We start from the raw sequence: 19142 nt of genomic DNA on the forward strand, positions 1-19142 counted from the left end.
TGCACGTTCATGTCCATGGCTCCCCAGCGACCACTCTGGCAGGTGTACCTGATCTTCCTGCTGCCCATGGTGCTGTCGAATTTTTTGCAGTCGTTTTCCGGCACCCTCAACGGGATCTACATCGGCCAACTGTTGGGGACCCAGGCCCTGGCGGCGGTGTCGGGGATGTTTCCCATTCTGTTCTTCTTCATCGCCCTGGTGATCGGCCTGGGGGCCGGGGCCTCGGTGCTGATCGGCCAGGCCTGGGGTGCCCGGGAGCTGGACACGGTCAAGTCGGTGGCCGGCAGCACCCTGTTGCTCGGGGCCCTGATCGGCCTGGTGGGGGCGCTGCTGGGCATGCTCTTCGCTCGCCCGGTGTTGCAGGGCCTGGGCACCCCGGCGGACGTGCTGGATGACGCGGTGGGTTATGCCCGGGTGATGATGCTGATCCTGCCATTGCTGCTGGTCTTCGTGCTCTTCACCCAGTTGCTGCGAGGGGTCAGCGATACGCTGTCGCCGTTGCTGGCGCTGATCGTCTCGACCCTGGTGGGCCTGCTCTTGACCCCGGCGCTGATCCGCGGCTGGCTGGGCTTGCCGCCCTTGGGGATCCAGAGCGCGGCCTTCGCCGGGCTGGCCAGCAACATCATCGCCATGGGCTTTCTGGTCTGGCGCCTGAGGGGCCAGACCCATCCACTGGCCTTCGACCGGACGCTGTTCGCGGCGTTGAGACTGGACCGGGCGATCCTGGCCAAGGTGCTGCGCATCGGCCTGCCCACCGGGGTGCAGATGGTGGTGATCTCGTTGTCCGAGCTGGTGATCCTGGCCCTGGTCAACCGCCACGGCTCCCAGGCGACCGCGGCTTATGGCGCGGTGACGCAGATCGTCAACTATGTGCAGTTCCCGGCGTTGTCGATCGCCATCACCGCCTCGATCCTCGGGGCCCAGGCCATCGGCGCCGGGCGCCTGGAGCGGATCACCCCGATCCTGCGCACCGGGCTGCTGATCAACCTGTGCCTGACCGGAGCCCTGGTGCTGCTGGGCTATCTGGTTTCCCACTGGCTGCTGGGGTTGTTCATCATCGAGCCGACGGCCCTGGCCCAGGCCGAGCACCTGTTGCACATCATGCTCTGGAGTCTGCTGGTGTTCGGTTTCCAGGCCGTGGTGGGCGGCATCATGCGCGCCAGCGGCACGGTGTTGATGCCGGTGGCGATCTCGATCTTCTGCATCCTCGGGGTGCAGTTGCCGGCGGCCTACCTGCTGGATGCGCATTTCGGCCTGCAAGGGGTGTGGATGGCGTTTCCGGTGGCCTACCTGGTGATGCTGGTGTTGCAGACCAGCTACTTCAAGCTGGTCTGGCGGCACAAGCAGATCCAGCGCCTGATTTGAGGCACCGGGCTCAACGCTTGGCGGCACCGGCTTGGCGCCGGTCCTGCCAACCGGTGATCACCAGGTACAGCAACGGGCCGATGGAGACAAAGACGGCGGTCAGCAACAGATAAGGCAAAACCGAGACTAGCGCCCGGTCACGGGCGCGGGCATCGCGCAGCATCCACAGGCCGGCCAGGACGGCCATCAGGTACAGGTCGATCACCACCTGCGCGGTGTCCGGGCGCGACAGCAATTGCAAGCCGAACTGCAGCAGCGATTGCTCGGCCTGCATCAGGGTGAACAGGGTGTAGCCGCCGAAGGCCAGCAAGGCCAGGAGTGCAGGGTAGGGACGGGGCATGGTGTGGTTCTCGCTCAGTGGTGGGTGGGGACGGGAGTGGGGTCATGGCGACTCCCCAGGTCCAGCAGCAGGTACCCGAAGCCGGCCAGGGCACAGGCGTAGATCAGTACCTGGGACGGTAGCGAGCCGAACAGGTACAGCGGGTGCTCTTGCAGGCGGTAGTGCAGCCCGGCGTGGACCACGAAAAAACCGGCCAGTGAGCGTCGGCTGATGCGCCGGATTCGCGCTTGTCGGTGCCCGGCCAGTAGCATCAGGGCGGCGCACAGTGGCACGTGCAAGGCGATGAACCAGTCTCGACCCTGTGCCGGCTCCAGCGCGCGCAGGCCGTACAGCAGGCGCCATTCGGCCTGGGCCACGGCATCCAGTTCATGACCGGCGAACAGGGCGACGGCCAGTATCCAGAGGATGTTTTTCACGGTGAAACTCCTTGAACAACCCAAGGCAAACAGGCTAAGTGGCAGGCGCGTCACCACTCAATGACCCCTGAGGTCATAGACAGCAGCGGGCGGATCCGCTGTGCTGCTCCTCCGATTCCCTTTCAAGGACTGAACCACCATGAGCCACCCGATCCTGCCTGCCGGCCCCGGCCGACTTATCCGTGCGGCCCGTGCCGACGATGTGCCGGCCATGCTCCAGTGCGATCTCTATGCCCAGGCCCATCCGGCCCGGGGCCAAGCGGTCGCTCGGGCGGTAGAGTGTGGCCAGGGCTGGGTCGAGATGGTTGGTGATAGCGTCGCGGGTTATCTGCTGCTCCAGCATGATTTCTTCGACCATGGTTTTGTCTCGCTGGTGGTCGTGGCCCCCGGGCAGCAACGCCAGGGGGTGGCGCTGCGCTTGCTCGAGGCTGCGCAGCGAGCCTGTCGCACGCCGCGTCTGTTCATTTCCACCAACCAGTCGAACCAGGCCGCCCGCGGGATGATCGCCAAGGCTGGTTTCCGTCCCAGCGGGGTGATCGAGAACCTCGACGAGCAAGACCCGGAGCTGATCTTCTTCAAACCGGTGGGTTGAACCGGATACTGTTCATGACCCTGCATAGGACGGTGCTACCCGTGTCCCGAGATCTTGAGCAAACCCCGGCCCAGCCCCTGCCGGTGGGGTTGCAGCTGCGCCAGTTGCGACAGCAAGCGCGCCTGAGCCAGTTGGACCTGGCGTTGCAGGCAGGTCTTTCACAGCGCCACCTGAGCTGCGTGGAGACCGGTCGTGCGCAACCCAGCCAAGGGTTGCTGCACCGCTTGCTGGACAACCTGCAAACCCCATTGGAAGTGCGCAATCGGGTGTTTCTCGCCGCCGGTTATGCGCCGCGCTATGCCGCCTTGCCCCTGGATGATCCGGGGCTGGCGCCGGTACGCACGGCATTGCTGCATTTGCTGGAGGCGAATAATCCGGCACCTGCGATCGTCATCGACAGTGGCTGGCAGGTGCTGGCGGCCAATCGCGCCACCGAGGCGTTGTTCCAGTGGCTGGGCCTGCCACGACAAGCGGTTGCCGAAGGTTTCAACCTGCTTGCGGCTTTGCTGGCTCCCGGTGGTTTCGGCGATTGCCTGGTCAACGCCGCGGAGATCCGTCAGGTGGCCTGGCAACGGGCCAGCCGCGAGGCCGGGCAGGATCCCGGGCTGGCAGCGTTGCTGGCCAGCCTGCCGTGTCCCGAGGTGTCGGCAACGGCCCCGGACCTGGCCTCGCCATTGCTATTGACCCGGGTCGCCGGGCCTCACGGCGAACTGAGCTTCCTGTCGACCTTCACCACCTTCGGCATGCCCCAGGACATCACCGTTGCCTCATTGCGTATCGAACACCTGATACCGGCCGACGAGGCGACCTGGCAGGCGCTGACCCAGGCCTGTGCGCAGCAGGCTGCGGCGAACCTGGACTAGGTCGCCAGCGCCCGGCCTGGTTGGCGCACAACACCCCTCGGGGGTGCTACGGCGCCAGCGAGGACCATGCGGGTCAAGGTTGCGGCCACCGCTTCGATGTCTTGCTCGTGCGGCCCGTCTTTGCCGCGGATCAGGGCGATCTGCCAGCCCAGGGTGGGGTAGGTCTGCGTCGCCGAGCCGATGAACAGCAGCAGGTGTTCCGGAGCCACGGCCTGGATCAGGCCACGGGCCATCCAGTGGCGCAGGCAGGCGATTTCATCCTGGTTGCAGGCGTGCAGTTCGTTGCACCAGGCCTCTGGCAACTGTTGGGCACCGTGCAGCAACTCGCTGCAGAAAATCTTCGAGCGCAAGGGGTAGGCCTGGACGATCTGCAATCGAGCGGCGATGTAGGCTGCCAGCGCCGTGGCCGGTGCGACCTCGCGGGACAACAGTGACGATGCCTGTTGCAGGGGCGCGCGCAGGGGCTCGAGGACCTCGGCGTAGAGGTTTTCCTTGGTATGGAAGTAGTAATAGAGGTTGGCCTTGGGGACCCCGGCCCGCAGCGCTATGTCCAGGGTCTGGCAGGCACTGAACCCCTTGGCGGCGAACTCGTTGCACGCCGCCTCGAGAATCAACTGCCGATGGCGTGAGCGGGACCGGCGCTCCCGGCTTGCCGGGGCTTTGCTGGAGGTCGATGGGGGTGCTGCAGGTGTCGTCGCGGGCGATGGTTTGCCGGCGTAGGGCGAGGGGTGAGGCATGGGGCAATCCCGGGGTTCGATATTCGCAATATACAAAAGTATATAGCGAAACCGTCATCCCTGGCCCAAGGCTGATAGGGGCCTTGGGCCAGGGCCCGCTCGTGGAGGCGTTCAGGAGCTGCGCTGGCGCCACCAGCGGCGTGCCAGGCAGCCGTAGACCGAAACGTTGACCAGCAGCACCAGGCCGCCCAGCCACAGCTGGATGCCTGGAGTCAGGCCGCTGGGGTAGATCAGCGGGATCAGGTAGTGCTCGATGAACCCGGCCTCATAACCCTGCTGGCCGGCGGCATGGCGCAGGAGGTTTTCCCAGCGGGTCAACGGGCACTCCAGGTGGCCGACTTCCACGGCCACGCCCCAGGCTGCCGCAGGCAGGTGCAGCAGCATCAGCCGAGGGTGGCGGAGCACCAGCAGGCCGCCGAGCATGACGAAAACGATGAATGACAGGTGGAACAGCACCAGGCTGTCGGCGGCAATGCGGTAGAGCATGAAGAGTCCTTGTGGGGAGAGAATCCGTGTCGGGGGCGCCGGCGGCGCAATATACCGGTGTTGCGCTACCTATACTGCAAAAAGGTCGGGAGACCGGGCCCGACGCTGCGTTGCCAGGAGGTACCCATCTTGTGCTCTCCGACAGGGCTCTGTGCGTACGCAAGATCAGTGGGCGTCGGCCTCGCGCTGCTGATCCTGGCCGGTTGCGCCAGCCGCGTGCCCGAGCCGACGGTACAACCTGCGGTGGCCCCGGCTGTCTGGCTCCAGGTCGACAGTGAGCTGCTGGCGGCTTCGCGTTCCGCCACCGAGCAGGCCGAAGTCTACGCCCAGGGTTCCATGGAGCATTGGCGGACCCGGGTCTACCAGCAGACCGATGAAAACTTCCTGCCCTGGTTCAGCGGCTACTGGACCCAGGAATGGCTGTCGCTGAAGGTGGGCTGGTATTCGCTCAACAGCCGGGGCGACAGCGAGCAGGCTTCCAGGCGCCTGGCCGGTTACTTGCAGCAGCAATACCAGGAGCGAGTCCTGGAGCCGGTGGCACTGGAGATCGATGCCAGCCAGATCACTGCGCAAGCCATGGAATTCTATGTGCAGTTGCTGCGCCAGCAGGTGGCGTTGACCAGCCGCCGCCACCAATTGCCCGCACCGCAGCTGGACCAGCATCTGGAGCGGGTCACGGCCATCGACCTGGGCCCCGAGCCCGGCCAGCGAGCCAGCCTTCGGCAGTTGCTGCAAGTGGAGCCCATCGCCCGCTTGCCGGTCTATGGCGCGCTGTTGCACAAGCTCCAGCCGCCGGCGCGGGCCGAGCCGGCCAGCACGGCATCGGGCGTGCCCCGGGTGGCCGAGCAGACCAGCGAAAAACTCCAGGCCCAGTCTGCCGGGCGAGGCGTGGCCGGAGCCGTGGCAGCGGCCGTGGGACGGGTGGCGGGAGCGCTGATTTCGGTGGGGGTAGCCGGAGTCCGGGCGCTGGTGCAGGACAATGCGCGCCCGGACCTGCAGGCCGAGACCCGCCGCGATTTGGGAACTGCGTTCGACCAGGCCTGGCTCAAGCACCTGCATGATCCTGAGCACGGGGTCATGGCGGGGGTGTATTACCTGGGCCGGCAAATCGAAGGCCAGTTGCCGCCGCTGGAGCCCAATGGCAGTGATGCACAGCCGTGACAGGGCGTTCGTTAGCGCTAATCGAATGGCTCCATCAGGGCGGCGAGGGTCAGGTCGCAAACCTCACGAGCCTGCTGCAGGACCTGCTGTTTCCACTGCGTACGGTTGTCATAGAACGCATCGCGCATCTGGCGCTTGATCTGTTCGTGGCGCGTGCGCGAGGCCTGGGGGTTGCATTCCAGCCATTGCTCGGCGCGCAAGGCGTTGAGCACCTGAGGACCGGGCAGGGTGCCATATTCCAGGGTCAAACCGTTGTATTGGGCCTGGGGGCACTCTTGCATCACGGCCAGGTCCAGGGTGCCGTCGAGCTGGGCGGAGGTGGAGCTGCCGTCGAAGCTGTTGGTCACCTGCGGGCCCCACCAGTCTTGTGCCCGTTGCAGGTCGGCGGCGCTGGCGCGGCCCTTGTAGATGCGTTCGCCTACGCCATTGGGGCCAAGGCCGGTATGGATGTCGATCCAGCCGATGCGTCGACACCGTTGGGCGTGCTGGCGCAGGATTTGGCGGATTTGCAGGTTGCTCCAGGTGGGTTCCAGGCCGCTGAAGAACAGGCCATCGGGATGGCTATGCTGGCCGCGGGTGATGGCTTCCTGCAGGGCCAGGCGGCCATGGCGTGCGGCGAATAGCATCAGCCGGGCACTCTGACCGATGCCAGCCGGCCAGGTTCGGGGCAGCAGCAAGTGGTCGATGGCACGGTAGCCGGGATTATCTGGCAGGGGACGACTGAAGTCGAGGAAGTTGCGGTTCAGGTCGACGTTTTCATGGGTCGCCCGGCGCATCCAGGAAAAACCATAGGGGTTCAGTCCATGCAGGTACAGCACTGCGAGGCTTGGTGCCTCGGTACAGCGGGCCCATTGATCGTCGCCCAGTAGGTCGATCTGGATCGCTGAGCCACAAAAACCCTCGACTCCATGGCAGCCGCTGCTGATCACCATCAGGTCGCGCGCGTCGCTGGGGCCGGCACGACAGACATCGATGGCCAGGACTTCTTGATCACGGCCCTTGAGTGGATGGATGTGGGATTGCACTGGCAAGCCACGTTGCTCGCAGCCCCGGAGAAACTTGTCCCGGGCCTCGGCGTAGCTGTCGGAGAAACTCGCAAGATTCATGGAAAGGCTTCCTGGTAGGGATACGGGATCGCGAGGCACGTCGGTGTCCGACATGCCACGGGTACTGGTAGTCCCAGGGAGAATGAAGAGGGGGACCGCCAGGCGGTCGATCAGGCGCAGTCAGGCTGCTTGAGCCGGTGCCGGATTTGGCAGGGTGTCGTGGCCCCGGGCCAGGAGGCGTTCGCGAGTAACGCCTGGGGTGATGACCCAAAGCCCCAGCAAGGCACAGGCCAGGGCTGTCAGGCCGATACCGTTGAGCGCGGTTTCAAAACCTTGGGCGATGTCGTTATCGAACAGAACCACCAGCTTGCCCACGAGCCAGGGCGCGAGCATGCCGGACAAGGTCATGCAGCCCACATGGATAGCCAGCATGGCGCCACGCTGGCGAGTAGGGGAAATATATGAAGTGATGGTCATGCCGAACGCAAATACGCTGTTGAGCAGTACCGCGCCGGCGACATACAGCAGCAGCTTTGCTTCCAAGGCATTGAATACAGAACCCAAGGTACTCAAGGCCAGGCCGCCGAACATGCAACACAGCATCGGTAGCAGCACCAGGCTGTGCTGCACGCTGACTCCGCGCTTGAGCAGCCGCTGGGACAGGCCAGAGACCAGCAGGTTGAGCAGGATGATGCTGAAGGTGGCGGCGAACATGACATAACCGGTCTGCATCGGGTCGAGCCCCAGGCCTTTTTGCAAGTACACCGCCGACCAACTGAAGGAAAGAGCGTTGGGCAGATAGGCCACAAAGCACATCAGCGAGATCCATACAAAGGTGCGATTGAGCAGCAAGTGACGGTAGGAAATTGCCGGCTCGCTAGGTGGCACCTGCTCCGGCTGTTCGCCATGTCGCCCTTCGGCCCCGTAGCACAACCACGCCAACACCCAGCCCAGGCTCAACAAAGCCAGGGACAGGTACGCCGAGCGCCAACCGTAGTGGCTGATGGCGTAGGGCAGGGCGAGTGCGCCCAAGAGCCCGCCGAGCATGATCGATACTTGGATCAGCGAGGCCGGCAGAACCTGTTCCCGAGTACCGAACCATTTGAACGCCGCGTGTTGCGTCACCGCGGTGCCTGGCCCGCAACCCGCACCGAGCAGCAAGCGGCTGGCGGTCAGGGCGGCGAGGCTACCAGCGAAGGTCACCAGCAGTTGGGCACTGGTCCAAACCAGCGCCATGAGCGTGAGGATCCAGCGAGTCGGATAGCGGTTGGCGAGAAAGCCTACGGCGATCCCTGATATCGAGTAGAGAAAAAAGAAGGCGCTGCCGACAAAACCGAATTGCTCTGGCGTCAGTTGCAACTCTTCGATGATCTGTACGCCGGCGAAGGCGAAGATGGTCTTGTCCAGCACACTGATGACCATCACCGCCATCAGCAGCGCCATGATCAAGGCTCGGGGTCTTGCGGTAGCTATCGACATGGGGCGAGTTACCCTTGGTTGTTGTTATCGGGGTGTTGCAAGGCGGTTTCCACCAGTCGTGCCCAGAGGCTGGCGCCATAGGGCAGCGCCGCGTCGTTGAAGTCGTAGTTTGGGTTGTGCACCATGCAGCCGTGGGCGCCTTCGGTGCCGTTGCCCATGACGATGTAGCATCCCGGGCGTTGTTCCAGCATCGAGGCAAAATCCTCACTGCCAAGAAAGCCCGAGGGAATATCGGTCAGCAGGCTTTCGGGGCCCAGCAGGTCATGGACTACCTGTTGCAACAAGGCGGTTTGTGGGGCGGTATTGAGCAGGACCCCGATACGCTCGTCGTACTGGTAGTCCAGTTCCAGGGCATGAGCGGCTGTAACGCCGTGGGTCACTTCGCCTATACGTTGCTTGAGCAGGGCGCGGACCTTGGGGTCGGTGGTGCGCACGCTCAGCTCCAGGGTCGCGTAGTCGGGTATGACGTTGGCGGCCTGTCCGGCGTGTAGCGAGCCGACGGTGATGACCGCCACTTCGCCGGCCGGCACGTTGCGCGCGACGATCGATTGCAGGGCCAGCACCAGCTCGGCGGCGGCCACTACCGGGTCGCGGGCCTTGTGTGGCATGGCGCCGTGGCCCCCGATGCCCTTTAGACGAATATGCACATTGTCCGAGGAGGCGCTCATGGCCCCCGGTCGGGTCAGGAACACCCCCACCGGCAAGCCGGGCATGTTGTGCAGGGCGTATACCGCGTCACAGGGAAAGCGTTCGAACAATCCGTCTTCGATCATGCGCCGGGCTCCATCGAGGGTCTCCTCGGCGGGCTGGAAGATCAGGTTGATCGTGCCCAGGAAGCGGCGGGTCTGGGCCAGGTAGCGGGCGGCGCAGAGCAGGATGGCCGTGTGGCCGTCATGGCCACAGGCATGCATGGTTCCCGGCTGCCGGCTTTGCCAGGGCATGCCACTGGTTTCGTTGATCGGCAGTGCGTCCATGTCGGCACGGATTCCCAGGCTGCGAGGACTGCCGCCATTGCGCAGTACACCGACCACACCGGTGCCGCCGACGCCACGATGCACCTCGATGCCCCATTGCTCCAGGCATTGGGCGACTCGCTCGCTGGTGCGGTGCTCGGCAAATCCCAGCTCGGGGTGCTGGTGGAACTCCTGGCGCAGCCGGACGAATTCGTCCTGCCAGGCGAGAATCTGCGGAATCAGGGACGGGCAGGGCGCAGTCATGAAATGCATACCGGATGACGGGTGGAGGCCTGCAGCATGGCCCAGCGTCACAGCACTGAATAATCACCTCTGTGCATGCTTATCGGCTGTGGTTATCAAGGCTGCTGGGCGAGTGGTTCAGGCAAATGCCGGGATGCGGTTCGGCGGTGGGGCCACGGGTCCCTTGTAGACATAGATCAACTCATCGGCCAGGGCCTTGGCTTCGCGGGTCATCAGCTCCGGGTCGCGGCACACCAGGGAGATGTTCATTGGCGGTACAGGTTCGGCAATCTGCAGGATTTCCAGCTTCTGCATCAACATGGGGGCGCTTTCCAGCAGTCGCTGCGACCAGTAGCTGACCGCATCGCTGGTGATCGCCAGTTCGGCCAGGAGTACCACCGATGCACATTCGATGATCTTTTCCGGGGGCTGGATGCCGTGCTCCTTGAACATGACCCCGGCCATGGACTGCTCCAGGGAGTCTTGCAGTAGCCATTCCTGCTCCCGTAGTTCGCTCAAGTGCCGGGCGTTACGCAGGGGATGGTCCTTGCGTACGGCCAGCATCGTCGACTGGGCATAGAGTTCTTCCCAATGGAAACCATCTATGTTGCGTGCTGCAGGCAAGGAGGTGAGGACCATGTCCAGCAGTCCCTCGCGCAAGCCCTCCATGAGTTTTGAGGGCCGCAGCTCATGGATCTGTACCTGGACCTTGGGGTAGCGCTGGCGATAGCGATTGAGGCTGCTGACGAACTGCGGACTGGGGGTAACCGGTGAGACCCCGATGGAGAGCCTGCCGTCCATGCGCCCCTTGAGGGTATCGATCTCCTCGGTCGCGCGGCGTACCTCCTCCAGTATCAGTCGTGCCCGGCGTACCAGGCGTTCACCGTATTCAGTGGCAGTAATGCCGCGATTGGAGCGCAGCAGCAGAGGTACTCCAAGTTCCGCTTCCAGCTCCTTGATGCTTTTGGACAGCGCAGGTTGCGATATATGCAGCAGGCGTGAGGCCTCCTGAATGCTGCCGCTTTCGCAGATAGAAACCAGGGCGCGCAACTGATGCAGCTTCATGGCGAGATTCCGGCGAGGGATGGGAGCTTGAATCTAAGCCATAAACCCTGTCATAGGGGATGGGAGAGCAGCCAATCTCCGTATTCGTGCCTACGAAGCGGCGTCTGGGCGCGGCAACCGCAAACCTGGGTCTGGCGCCCGCTGCGCGGTCGTGCGCAGCGGGCGGCTGGGTGTCAACGAATGCCCGTGGCGCGTAAAGCCGATGGCGTGAACTCCTTGCGACTGAAGGGCAGGTTGAACTGGTAGCTGTTCTTTTCCTCGTTGCGCAGGGAGTTCACGGCATAGCGTCCGGAGAGCACATCGTAGTGGGCTTCGGCGGCGAAGGAAGGCACCTTGACGTCGTAGAAGAAGCTGGCATGCCCTTCAGCCACGCGCCACAAGGCACCTCGGCCGTCGTAGGCGTCGGTGATCGCTGCTTGCCAGCTGTCTTCGTCGATATAGATGTCGCGCCTGGAGTAGACATGGCGCTGGCCCGGCTTGAGGGTTGCCTGCAGGTGCCAGACTCGGTGCAGTTCATAGCGGGTGTGCTCGGGGTTCAGGTGGCCGGCCTGGACGATGTCGCCGTACTTGAGCCTGGGAGATTCCAGGCGATAGCTGTTGTAGGGAATGTACATCTCCTGCTTGCCTACCAGCTTCCAGTCGAAACGGTCCGGCGCACCATTGAACAGGTCGAAATCGTCGAGTGTGCGCATGCCCTCGGCAGCCGGGCTGTCGTAGGCGATCTGCGGCGCCCGGCGTACTCGGCGTTGGCCGGCGTTGTACTGCCAGGCCATGCGTGGCTCCTTGACCTGGTTGACGGTTTCGTGGACCAGCAGCACGCCCCCGGCCAGTCGTGCAGGCGAGAGGAACTCTTCGCGGTAGTAGTTGAGTATGTTGGCCATCTCGGCGGGCTGATAATCCGTCAGGCCGCTGGGGTAGGCCAACTCCTGCTTGACCACGCTGGGGGTGAAGCTGCCGTTGGCCTGGGGCGAAGCCTGCATGACGATGCGCTTGAGGCTTTCCCCGCGGTAGCGGCCGATGTGGTTCCAGATCACTTCCAGGCCATCCTTGGGAATCGGGAAGGGCACCGCGCCCGGGCTGTAGTTCTCCAGGCCGTTGCCGCCCTCGACCAAGCTGGTATGCATGGCGTTGAGCCGGGTGGCCTCAAGACTCTTCTGCGGCAGGCTGACGCTGCGGTGGCTGGGATAGACCGGCATCCGGTAGGTCTGTGGATAGCGCTTGAACAGGGCCAGTTGGCCGGGGCTGAGCTTGGTTCTGTACTGCTCCAGGTTCTGGGGTGTGATGGTGAACAGCGGCTTGTCTGTCTCGTACGGGTCTTTAAGGAAGCCGTCGGCGTCCATCTTGCCGGTGCTGGTAGGCAGTCCGCCGGTCCAGGCCGGAATACTGCCGTCGGCATTGCCGGCGCGCTCGGCTCCTACAGGCGTCAGGTCCTTGTCCAGGCGTGCGGCCTGGTCGTTGGGTACCGCCGCCATTACCGAGCCCGTTAACAGGCTCAGAATCAGGCCGCCAATCTGCAACAGTCGTGGATGTTCCATGATTAACCTCTTGAAGGCAGGGCCTAGAAACTCACACCCAGGCTCAGGGCGAGAAAATCTCGGTCGGTATTGGTGTTGTAATCGCCGCCAAAAAAGTCGGTGTAGCTCAGGCTGGCTGTGTACTTGGACATGAAGTCGGCATCCAGGCCGATGCTCAGGGCCTTGCTGCCCTCGTTGAAGGTCGGGCCGTAACCCTCGACATCATGGGCGAACGACAGGTTGGGCTTGAGGTTGGCCCCGGCGATGGCATCGTTGAACTCCAGTACCGCGCGCAGGCGATAGCCCCAGGAACTACGAGTGTAAAAACCCTTGTCGGTACACTGGCGCGGATTGGCCGAATTCAGGGCGCGACAAATGTCATTGCCAGAGACCCCGAGCAATGCAGCATTGCCAGCGTTGGCCAGTTCGCCATTGCCGTAGGCACTGTTGCGACCGAAGCGCAGGCCTGAGCCATCGCTGCTGTCCAGGCCGCCGATGTGGGCGATGCCGGCTTCGCCCACCAGGGTCAGGCGATCACCCCCCAATACCTGGTCGAAGGTCTGGACCGCGGTGAGCTGTGCCTGGGTATAGGGCAGGCGCTTGTAGCCTTGGATTCGCGAGCCGTAGGCCGAGCTGGCCCAACCGCTGTCGAAGATCGGCAGGCCGGCATTGATCGCCGGGTGGACCGCGGCAGCTCCGAGGGTGGCCGCTGTGGACACGTCGGTACTGTTGAGGGACATGGGCATGTTCGGTCGGTAGCTGATTTCGCCGGATACCGCGGTGCTGCCCAGGTTGGTGGCAAAGCTCAGGCCATACAGGCGGATGTCTTCGGGGTATTCCAGGTAATAGCGTGCGGTGCTGACGCCTCCTTGGCCGATAAGCCCGCCGACCGGGTCGAGAAAGGCTCCCTTACCTACCAGCCAGGCGCTTTCCGGGGTGCGGCTGTGGTAGTTGAGGGCATAGAAGCCGAACTCGGTCTCGTTGAGCTCCGGCACTGTCCAGCGCAAGGCCACGCCGAACTGGCCACCGTCCCGTGCATCGCGGTCGCCCAGGCGCGGTACGTAACCATAGCTGGGAGCGGTGCGCTCCAGGTCCGTGCCGTTGATGGTCATGCCCAGGTCGCAACCCTTGGCCACCACGTCGCTGCCGAAATAGGTACCACAGTTGTCCAGCACGGTCTTCTGCCAGCTCAACTGGTAGAAGGCCTCCATCGACAGGTTGTCGCTCAGGCCCTGGTTGATGTAGAGCATGTTGACCGGAATCAGGCCTTCCTTGAGCTCAGAGCCAGGACGGCGCAGGGCGGCGACGTCAGCAGGGTTGATGGCGTTGATTGAGTTGCCGATGAAGGTGCTTTCGCCCCAACTCACCACCTGCTTGCCGACCCGGATACTGCCCGGCAGGTCGGCGATGCTGTAGTTGTGATAGAGAAAGGCATCGAGAAACTCTGCCCCCGAGGCTCGGGCGGCACGGTCTCGACCGTGGTCATCGATATCGTAGAGGTGCTGGTGCTCGTCCTTGAGTTCGAAGTCGTACCAGTACTTGCCTCGGACAAAGACTCCGCTGTCGCCGTAGCTCAACTCCAGGTCGTGGATTCCCTTGAAGATCTTCGAGAAGGTTTCGCCCTTGCGAAAGTTCAGGCGCCCATCGTCACCGGTACGGGTGGAAGCGCTGCCACCATTGGCCACGCCGATGAACGCCTTGTCGGCATCGCGCAGGCCCCAGCTGGCACCGATCGACAGGGATGAGTCGAAGCGACCACTGATTTCTCCCAGCCGGAAATCTTCGGCCTGGGCCGGCAGGGCCCAAGCCAGGGCCAGGGCAACGGTCAGGTGACGGGGTTTTAAATGATGAGGTTTCAGAGGCTGGGGATACATGGTCCCCGGTTTTCTTATTTGCACCATGCTGCTCTCCACCTAGACGGCCGGTACCTGCGAGCACTGTCGCGGGAGACCGGTCGTGGTCCTTGAGGGCCCCGTTAAACGGGGTCCGTGGCATGGTAGGGAGCTTTCGGCGTCCTGCCTTCTAGGAAATTCTTATGCCTATAGCCAAAGGTGAAGCACCCGCCGGCGGCAAGGGGGCGCCAGGCTTGATACCCGTCAGTTAAGCGAGGCGATCCCCCGGTAGGAGCAAGCCTTGCTCCTACCCTTTTCTTAACTGATCGGCATTAGCCGCCAGGCGGGTCGAGTGGTGAGAGAGCAGGCTCCCTCACCACAGAGGGTTCAGCTCACCACGCGATAGCAGGGCACGTAGGCGGCGCCGCCGGGCAGCTTCATGCGGTGCTGCTCGACGAAGGCTTTGAGCAGTTGGTCCAGCGGCTGCATGATCGTCGGGTCGCCATGGATGCTGTAGGGGCCTTTCTGCTCGATCAGGCGGATGCCCTGGTCCTTGACGTTACCGGCGACGATGCCGGAGAACGCCCGGCGCAGGTTGGCCGCCAGTTCGTGGGGAGGCAGGGCATGGCTGAGCTGCAGGTTGGCCATGTTCTCGTGGGTTGGATCGAACGGATGCTGGAAGCCTTCGTCGATCTTCAGCAGCCAGTTGAAATGGAAGGCGTCGTTGCGCTCGCGGCGGAACTGCTTGACGGTCTTCAGGCCCTCGGTCATCTGCCGCGCCACTTCGGCCGGGTTGTCGATGATGACCTGGTAGTGCTGGCTGGCCGCCTCGCCCAGGGTCGCCAGGACGAACGCATTGAGTTGCTCCAGGTACGGCGCGGCGCTCTTGGGGCCGGTGAGGATCACCGGGAACGGCAGGTCGCGGTTGTCCGGGTGCATCAGGATGCCCAGCAGGTACAGGAACTCTTCGGCAGTGCCGGCGCCACCGGGGAAGATGATGATGCCGTGGCCGACCCGGACGAAGGCCTCCAGGCGCTTCTCGATGTCCGGCAGGATCACCAGTTCATTGACGATGGGGTTCGGCGCCTCGGCGGCGATGATGCCCGGCTCGGTCAGCCCCAGGTAGCGGCTGCTGCTCATGCGCTGCTTGGCGTGGGCGATGGTGGCGCCCTTCATGGGGCCCTTCATCACGCCGGGGCCACAACCGGTGCAGATGTCCAGCTTGCGCAGGCCCAGCTCGTGGCCGACTTTCTTGGTGTACTTGTATTCGTCGGTGTTGATCGAGTGGCCGCCCCAGCACACCACCATCTTCGGCTCTACGCCGGGGCGCAGGGTGCGGGCATTGCGCAGCAGGTGGAAGACGTAGTCGGTGATGCCCTGGGAGCTTTCCAGGTCGATGCGCTGGCTGTCCAGCTCATTGGCGGTGTAGACGATGTCGCGCAGGGCGCTGAACAGCATTTCCCGGGTGCTGGCGATCATCTCGCCATCGACGAAGGCATCGGCCGGGGCGTTCAGCAGCTCCAGGCGCACGCCGCGATCCTGCTGGTGAATGCGTACTTCGAAATCGTGGTAGGCGTCGAGGATGGTCTTGGCGTTGTCGACGTGGGCGCCGGTATTGAGGATGGCCAGGGCGCACTGGCGGAACAGCGTGTAGATGCTGCCGGAACTGGCAGCGCTCAGTTGCTGCACTTCACGTTGCGAGAGGGTCTCCAGGCTGCCTTTCGGGCTGACCGAAGCATTGATCACATGTCTTTGCGGCATTCATCCATTTCCTGAAAGCGGCGCCACCGGACCTGCGGTCGCAGGTGGCGCACAAGAGCGGGGCAGTGAGCAGGATCGCCCGGTTCGGGCGGCCTGGTTGGCAACGGCTGGACAAGACAGCGCCACTCGCTGCACGGGTGTTCGCTGCTTGAATCTACCTCATGACGAACCGCCGTGGCGGGAAAAATGATGAGGCGTGCCCTTGCCCCCGGGTTTCGGGCGCATCACAGGAGGCTGGCGCGCCGTGGATCGATCACCGGCGAGGCACCGGCCTGGGCCAGGCGCTGCAGCAGCTCGGGGTAGCCTTCGGCCTGGGCCCAGGTGTGTTCCGCGGCGGTCAGGCCCACCAGTTGCAGGAAGTCGAAACGCCCGGAGAGTAGTTGCTGGGTCCCGGGAAAACCCGGCGCGGCGATGAACAGCACGCTCTCGACCAGGCTGCCGGCACCGTCGATGGGGTTGCCCAGGCGCATGCGGTCCCACTCGTCCAGCAACGGCCGCTCGCCGAAGTGGCCGGCAGATAGCAGCAGTTGGTAGGCGCAGAAGTGGCGCAGCAGGTACAGCGCCCATGGTGATTGTTCGCGGGTTTCCAGCAGCAGCTCGCGGCCCATGCCGGACCAGCCGTCCGGCTCGGGCTGCTCCGCGTGCCAGGCATTGGACAGGCCCGAAGTGACGTACAGCCAGCTGTCGCGCTGGGCATTGGGGGGCGACTCGAAGACCCCATGGGTCAGCCAGCGCGGGTCGACTTCGGCGTCGCGGAACAGGCTCGGGTCCAGGGGGTAGATCCCGGGGCCGAGGTCACCGAACAAACTCCGGTAGACCTGTTCTTCGCGCTGTTCCCAGGCCGCTTCGAACCATGAAAAGTCTTGGGTATCCGACATCTTGAAACGTCCTTGAAAGCAGAGGGCGGCCCACTGTGGGCCACCCGGAAATCAGGTAAAGGCCTGCTGTAGCAGTTGTGGCAACACTTGCCCGGCCTTGCCCACCAGGTGGTATTCCCCTAGGGCGCTGCCGGGTTGCGGCTGCGGGTTGATATGCACCACGCAGGCGCCTTGCTGCAGGGCCAGCTGGGGAATCTGCGCTGCCGGCTGCACCAGCCCGGAGGTGCCCACCGACAGCAGCAGGTCGCACTCGCGGGCCGCCTGGAAGGCGCGCTTGAGGGCCGCTTCGGGTAGTGCTTCGCCGAACCACACCACGCCAGGGCGGATCTTGCCGTTGCAGCCGGTGCAGCGTGGTGGCTCCAGGCAAGCGCCCGTCTCCGGCACCGAGGGCATGGGCAGTTCGCCGGTGAAGGGCCGGTTGCAGGCAAAGCACTTGGGCGTGTGCAGGCTGCCGTGCAGATGCAGCACATCGACGCTGCCGGCGCGTTCGTGCAGGTCATCGACGTTCTGGGTGATCAGGGTCAGGCGCGGCAGGCGCCGGCCCAGTTCGGCGATCGCCAGGTGGGCCGGATTGGGTTGGGCCGCGAGCACCTTCTGGCGCCGCCATTCGTACCAGCCCCAGACCAGCGCCGGGTCGTCGCGAAAGGCCTGGACCGTGGCCAGGCGCGCCGGATCGAAGTGTTCCCAGAGGCCGGTCAGGGCATCGCGAAAGGTCGGGATGCCACTTTCCGCCGAGACTCCGGCGCCGCTGAATACCACCAGGTGCCTGGCCTGGGCCAGTCGCTTGGGATCGAACTCCATGGAAAGAACCACCTCCGTTTTCAACCACGGCGCCACTTGGGTGGCGCGTGCGGGGCTGGCATTATCCGCCGACGGTCGCGGCAAGTGAATTTATCTTCGCGCCTTCGCTCATAAGTGTGTCGGCGGCTTGGCTCGCCCATCCAACCTGCCAGGGAGTGTCATCCATGTATTCAGCTTCGCCCATCGATAGCGACGCCTGCAGGCGCTTGATCCTGGTGGTGGAGGACGAGCCGACGGTGCTGGAGTTCCTGTGCGAGATCCTCGAGGACGAGGGCTACGCCACCCAAGCCCTGGACAGTGCCGACCAGGCCTGGGAATTCCTCCATGAACGGGCCGCGGATGTGGCGCTGCTGCTGACCGATATCACCATGCCTGGCCGGCTCAATGGTGCAAGCCTGAGCAACCTGTGCGGCGAACACTGGCCGGGAATGCCGATCGTGGTGATGTCGGGGTACGAGACTCCCGAGAGTTCCGGGGTGCGCTATCCGGTGTCGTTCATCCGCAAGCCCTGGACCATCGGGCAGGTCCTGGATTGCGTGGAAGGCGCGTTGAAATCGGCCCAGGGTTGAGGCGTTGCGCCTCACCCCGGCCAATTGCCGGTGTTACTCCTTGACGCTCATGAACTCCCGCGCCCAGACGATGTACTCCTCGGGCTGGGTGTAGGTGTGCGCCAGTTCGGTGGCGCTCAGGTCCGAGGCCTGGGTGAAGATCTGCCGCTGTTCGCGCAGGCAATCGTAGGTGGCCTTGATCGCCGCAAAATAGGCGGCGTGGCCGTCCACTGCGATCTTCACGCCCAGCTGGGCCAAACGTGCGTCGTCGCGCAGCGCCGGGTTGCCGTAGGTCACCAGCATCAGCGGCACGCTCAGGTGCTCGGAGATCTGCTCCAGTTGTTCGAAATCGCGGATGCCGACCATGCAGATGGCATCGGCGCCGGCGCGCTCGTACTGCTGGGTACGGCTGATGATTTCCTGCACCGGCAGGATCCCGGCGTTGGTCCGGGCGATGATCGCCAGTTCAGGATCGACCCGGGCTTCCAGGGCCGCGCGGATCTTGCCCACGCCTTCGGCGACGGATATCAGGTCAGTGGACTTGCGGCCGAATTGCGCCGGCAGCAGGGTGTCCTCGATGGTCAGCGCAGCGATGCCGGCGCGCTCCAGCTCGACCACGGTGCGCATCACGTTGAGGGCGTTGCCGTAGCCATGGTCGGCGTCGGCGATCACTGGCAACTGGGCTACGCGGCCGATGCGGGTGGCCTGTTCGGCGAACTCACTCAGGGTGATCAGGGCGAAGTCGGGGGCCGCCAGGACCTGCAGCGAGGCTACGGAACCACCGAGGATGCCCACTTCAAAACCCAGGTCGGCGGCGATCCGGGCGGACATCGGGTCAAATACAGAAGCGGTGTGATAGCAGGAAGATGAGGCGATCAGTTCACGGAAACCGCGGCGCAAATCTTGATGGGAAAGCCTGGACATAACAGCTCCGAGATAGGATCGAGAGATCGACCTTCGGGTCGAATCGAATTTTGCAATCAGTTCCCTTGGCGAGCCGATGATCGAAAGGCTCGCAGCGAAACGTTAGTTGGGCAGATGAAGGTGAAGCAGGGGGGTAGC

The 19142-nt window shown here is 64.0% G+C and carries 19 protein-coding genes; 5 read left to right on the forward strand and 14 right to left on the reverse strand.

What is annotated here, in order from left to right:
• Positions 1-9: 9 nt before the first annotated feature.
• A complete protein-coding gene (locus I9018_RS11635) occupies positions 10-1365 on the forward strand; it encodes an MATE family efflux transporter (RefSeq protein WP_124346421.1) in 1356 nt (451 codons plus the stop codon).
• Between the two features lie 10 nt (positions 1366-1375).
• Here I9018_RS11635 and I9018_RS11640 read toward each other — a convergent pair whose 3' ends face one another.
• Both I9018_RS11640 and I9018_RS11645 read right to left on the reverse strand, forming a co-directional pair.
• Positions 1376-1705 (reverse strand): DUF2834 domain-containing protein, encoded by a 330-nt coding sequence (locus tag I9018_RS11640; RefSeq protein WP_241109516.1) that lies wholly within the window; start codon positions 1703-1705, stop codon positions 1376-1378.
• A gap of 14 nt (positions 1706-1719) precedes the next feature.
• Complete coding sequence (locus I9018_RS11645; RefSeq protein ID WP_241109517.1) at positions 1720-2121, reverse strand: DUF6713 family protein; 402 nt, start codon at positions 2119-2121, stop codon at positions 1720-1722.
• A 139-nt stretch (positions 2122-2260) separates the two neighbouring features.
• Here I9018_RS11645 and I9018_RS11650 point away from each other — a divergent pair, with 139 nt between their 5' ends.
• Positions 2261-2713: a GNAT family N-acetyltransferase gene (locus I9018_RS11650; protein ID WP_241109518.1), complete on the forward strand. Its 453-nt coding sequence runs from the start codon at positions 2261-2263 to the stop codon at positions 2711-2713.
• 41 nt (positions 2714-2754) lie between these two features.
• Entirely contained in the window at positions 2755-3576 is an 822-nt protein-coding gene (locus I9018_RS11655; protein WP_241109519.1) for a helix-turn-helix transcriptional regulator, read from the forward strand.
• Here the strand turns inward: I9018_RS11655 and I9018_RS11660 are convergent.
• Positions 3573-4313: a TetR/AcrR family transcriptional regulator gene (locus tag I9018_RS11660; protein WP_241109520.1), complete on the reverse strand. Its 741-nt coding sequence runs from the start codon at positions 4311-4313 to the stop codon at positions 3573-3575. The genes I9018_RS11655 and I9018_RS11660 overlap by 4 nt on opposite strands.
• Before the next feature lie 111 nt (positions 4314-4424).
• A complete protein-coding gene (locus I9018_RS11665; protein WP_241109521.1) occupies positions 4425-4799 on the reverse strand; it encodes a DUF2784 domain-containing protein in 375 nt (124 codons plus the stop codon).
• Between the two features lie 168 nt (positions 4800-4967).
• Here I9018_RS11665 and I9018_RS11670 point away from each other — a divergent pair, with 168 nt between their 5' ends.
• Positions 4968-5960 carry a hypothetical protein gene (locus tag I9018_RS11670; RefSeq protein WP_241109522.1) on the forward strand — a complete coding sequence of 331 codons (993 nt, stop codon included), beginning with the start codon at positions 4968-4970 and terminating at the stop codon, positions 5958-5960.
• Between the two features lie 17 nt (positions 5961-5977).
• On the opposite strand, the gene I9018_RS11675 is transcribed toward I9018_RS11670, so the two are convergent.
• From I9018_RS11675 to I9018_RS11715, 9 genes are all read right to left on the reverse strand, one after another.
• The gene (locus I9018_RS11675) at positions 5978-7066 is read right to left on the reverse strand and encodes a M14 family metallopeptidase (RefSeq protein WP_241109523.1); all 1089 of its coding nucleotides are present in this window, start codon (positions 7064-7066) and stop codon (positions 5978-5980) included.
• 120 nt (positions 7067-7186) lie between these two features.
• On the reverse strand, positions 7187-8485 hold the full coding sequence (locus I9018_RS11680) for an MFS transporter (RefSeq protein WP_241109524.1): 1299 nt from the start codon (positions 8483-8485) through the stop codon (positions 7187-7189).
• A gap of 8 nt (positions 8486-8493) precedes the next feature.
• A complete protein-coding gene (locus I9018_RS11685; protein WP_241109525.1) occupies positions 8494-9702 on the reverse strand; it encodes a M20 aminoacylase family protein in 1209 nt (402 codons plus the stop codon).
• 117 nt (positions 9703-9819) lie between these two features.
• Positions 9820-10746 carry a LysR substrate-binding domain-containing protein gene (locus I9018_RS11690; protein WP_068586842.1) on the reverse strand — a complete coding sequence of 309 codons (927 nt, stop codon included), beginning with the start codon at positions 10744-10746 and terminating at the stop codon, positions 9820-9822.
• Positions 10747-10919: 173 nt separating this feature from the next.
• A complete protein-coding gene (locus tag I9018_RS11695; protein WP_241109526.1) occupies positions 10920-12281 on the reverse strand; it encodes a DUF1329 domain-containing protein in 1362 nt (453 codons plus the stop codon).
• A 23-nt stretch (positions 12282-12304) separates the two neighbouring features.
• The gene (locus I9018_RS11700; protein ID WP_241109527.1) at positions 12305-14134 is read right to left on the reverse strand and encodes a DUF1302 domain-containing protein; all 1830 of its coding nucleotides are present in this window, start codon (positions 14132-14134) and stop codon (positions 12305-12307) included.
• 345 nt (positions 14135-14479) lie between these two features.
• Positions 14480-15853, reverse strand: a complete 1374-nt coding sequence (gene ppnN / locus I9018_RS11705; protein ID WP_068586823.1) for a nucleotide 5'-monophosphate nucleosidase PpnN — start codon at positions 15851-15853, stop codon at positions 14480-14482.
• Between the two features lie 224 nt (positions 15854-16077).
• Positions 16078-16731: a suppressor of fused domain protein gene (locus tag I9018_RS11710; RefSeq protein WP_124346427.1), complete on the reverse strand. Its 654-nt coding sequence runs from the start codon at positions 16729-16731 to the stop codon at positions 16078-16080.
• Positions 16732-16782: 51 nt separating this feature from the next.
• On the reverse strand, positions 16783-17532 hold the full coding sequence (locus tag I9018_RS11715) for an NAD-dependent deacylase (protein ID WP_124346428.1): 750 nt from the start codon (positions 17530-17532) through the stop codon (positions 16783-16785).
• Between the two features lie 164 nt (positions 17533-17696).
• Here I9018_RS11715 and I9018_RS11720 point away from each other — a divergent pair, with 164 nt between their 5' ends.
• Positions 17697-18101 carry a response regulator gene (locus I9018_RS11720; protein ID WP_068586816.1) on the forward strand — a complete coding sequence of 135 codons (405 nt, stop codon included), beginning with the start codon at positions 17697-17699 and terminating at the stop codon, positions 18099-18101.
• Positions 18102-18134: 33 nt separating this feature from the next.
• On the opposite strand, the gene I9018_RS11725 is transcribed toward I9018_RS11720, so the two are convergent.
• Positions 18135-19004 (reverse strand): oxaloacetate decarboxylase, encoded by an 870-nt coding sequence (locus tag I9018_RS11725; protein ID WP_068586813.1) that lies wholly within the window; start codon positions 19002-19004, stop codon positions 18135-18137.
• Positions 19005-19142 lie beyond the last annotated feature (138 nt).

Source organism: Pseudomonas sp. MPFS (assembly GCF_022537035.1).
In the GTDB taxonomy this organism is placed as follows: Bacteria; Pseudomonadota; Gammaproteobacteria; order Pseudomonadales; family Pseudomonadaceae; genus Aquipseudomonas; species Aquipseudomonas sessilinigenes.

Bases quoted from the DNA above. Each gene is read 5' to 3' on its own strand.
- I9018_RS11635 (WP_124346421.1), top strand. From the start codon at position 10: ATGTCCATGGCTCCCCAGCGACCACTCTGGCAGGTGTACCTGATCTTC.
- I9018_RS11640 (WP_241109516.1), bottom strand. From the start codon at position 1,705: ATGCCCCGTCCCTACCCTGCACTCCTGGCCTTGCTGGCCTTCGGCGGC.
- I9018_RS11650 (WP_241109518.1), top strand. From the start codon at position 2,261: ATGAGCCACCCGATCCTGCCTGCCGGCCCCGGCCGACTTATCCGTGCG.
- I9018_RS11660 (WP_241109520.1), bottom strand. From the start codon at position 4,313: ATGCCTCACCCCTCGCCCTACGCCGGCAAACCATCGCCCGCGACGACA.
- I9018_RS11665 (WP_241109521.1), bottom strand. From the start codon at position 4,799: ATGCTCTACCGCATTGCCGCCGACAGCCTGGTGCTGTTCCACCTGTCA.
- I9018_RS11675 (WP_241109523.1), bottom strand. From the start codon at position 7,066: ATGAATCTTGCGAGTTTCTCCGACAGCTACGCCGAGGCCCGGGACAAG.
- I9018_RS11680 (WP_241109524.1), bottom strand. From the start codon at position 8,485: ATGTCGATAGCTACCGCAAGACCCCGAGCCTTGATCATGGCGCTGCTG.
- I9018_RS11685 (WP_241109525.1), bottom strand. From the start codon at position 9,702: ATGACTGCGCCCTGCCCGTCCCTGATTCCGCAGATTCTCGCCTGGCAG.
- I9018_RS11690 (WP_068586842.1), bottom strand. From the start codon at position 10,746: ATGAAGCTGCATCAGTTGCGCGCCCTGGTTTCTATCTGCGAAAGCGGC.
- I9018_RS11695 (WP_241109526.1), bottom strand. From the start codon at position 12,281: ATGGAACATCCACGACTGTTGCAGATTGGCGGCCTGATTCTGAGCCTG.
- I9018_RS11700 (WP_241109527.1), bottom strand. From the start codon at position 14,134: ATGTATCCCCAGCCTCTGAAACCTCATCATTTAAAACCCCGTCACCTG.
- ppnN (WP_068586823.1), bottom strand. From the start codon at position 15,853: ATGCCGCAAAGACATGTGATCAATGCTTCGGTCAGCCCGAAAGGCAGC.
- I9018_RS11710 (WP_124346427.1), bottom strand. From the start codon at position 16,731: ATGTCGGATACCCAAGACTTTTCATGGTTCGAAGCGGCCTGGGAACAG.
- I9018_RS11715 (WP_124346428.1), bottom strand. From the start codon at position 17,532: ATGGAGTTCGATCCCAAGCGACTGGCCCAGGCCAGGCACCTGGTGGTA.
- I9018_RS11720 (WP_068586816.1), top strand. From the start codon at position 17,697: ATGTATTCAGCTTCGCCCATCGATAGCGACGCCTGCAGGCGCTTGATC.
- I9018_RS11725 (WP_068586813.1), bottom strand. From the start codon at position 19,004: ATGTCCAGGCTTTCCCATCAAGATTTGCGCCGCGGTTTCCGTGAACTG.